The sequence below is a fragment of the Neoluteolibacter marinus genome (genome assembly GCF_014904755.1).
GTDB lineage: Bacteria > Verrucomicrobiota > Verrucomicrobiia > Verrucomicrobiales > Akkermansiaceae > Haloferula > Haloferula marina.
The window spans coordinates 1-929 of record NZ_JACZFQ010000140.1 but is presented as its reverse complement, the minus strand read 5'-3'; the positions used below and the strand labels follow the sequence as shown (position 1 = coordinate 929).

Annotated in this window: 1 protein-coding gene; it reads right to left on the bottom strand. The window is 59.5% G+C overall.

Going from position 1 to position 929, the window contains the following annotated elements:
- Nucleotides 1–421: 421 nt before the first annotated feature.
- A partial coding sequence (locus tag IG178_RS24185) for an integrase core domain-containing protein (RefSeq protein WP_193215165.1) occupies nt 422–929 on the bottom strand: 508 nt, incomplete at its 5' end.

Below are 929 nucleotides of genomic sequence, written 5' to 3'. Positions count from 1 at the left end.
CTGAAACTATTCGGTATCTTTAGTAAGGGTGTAGTCGTCGAAAAGGGTCGCCGCGAGCTGCTGTATAAAAACTCCCCGCTCGGGATCTATGCCTAGATCTACTCGAGCTGAAGACACCACGCCGGCCAGGCCTTCTTGTACTTCCCTTCGCTGTTCGAGGGGGATTGTTACCGAACCCTTCCCTGCAAATTCGGAGATAGAGTCTCGCCAGAGAGCGTACGATATTATGAATGACTCAGATCCCCAGAGGGACACTTGCGTACGTATCACACCCTCCGACTCTGCGGTGACGCCTCCCGTAAATGAACTGATCCCATGATTGATTACTTCCTTGTAAGCTTGCGATCGTAGTTGCCGAGCATTTGTAAGCCGTTCATAATCACGCTCCTCGATATGTCGCTCGCGCTCCTCTTGGCGCTGGCTAGATGTACTGACCGGACACGTTGGTCAATCGTGAGAAGGGCGGCTGGTTGCTGCAGGCTGTGTGGGGCCGGTGATGGTTGTAGTAGTGCAGCCAGCCGTCGAGTTCGCCGCGGCGCTCCGTCTCGGAGGTGTAGCAGCGGGCGTAGGCCCAGCCGTCGGCCAGGGTGCGGTGGAAGCGCTCGATCTTGCCGTTGGTCTGCGGGCGATACGGCCTGGTCCGTTTGTGCCTGATTCCCAGCTCGGCGCAGGTGTCGCGCCACAGGTGTGAGCGATAGGCGCCACCGTTGTCCGACAGGACCCGCTCGACGGTCACCCCGCGGGCGTTGAACCACTTGACGGCCCTGGCCAGGACCGCTGTGGCGGTGTGGGCTGTTTCGTCGTCGTGGATCTCGGCGTAGGCGACGCGGGAGTGGTCGTCGATGACGGTGTGGACGTAGGCCTTGCACATCAACGGGTCGTAGTGCTTGTTCTTGGGCTTGTCGGGTGTGGCTGCGCGGTTCTTCTCG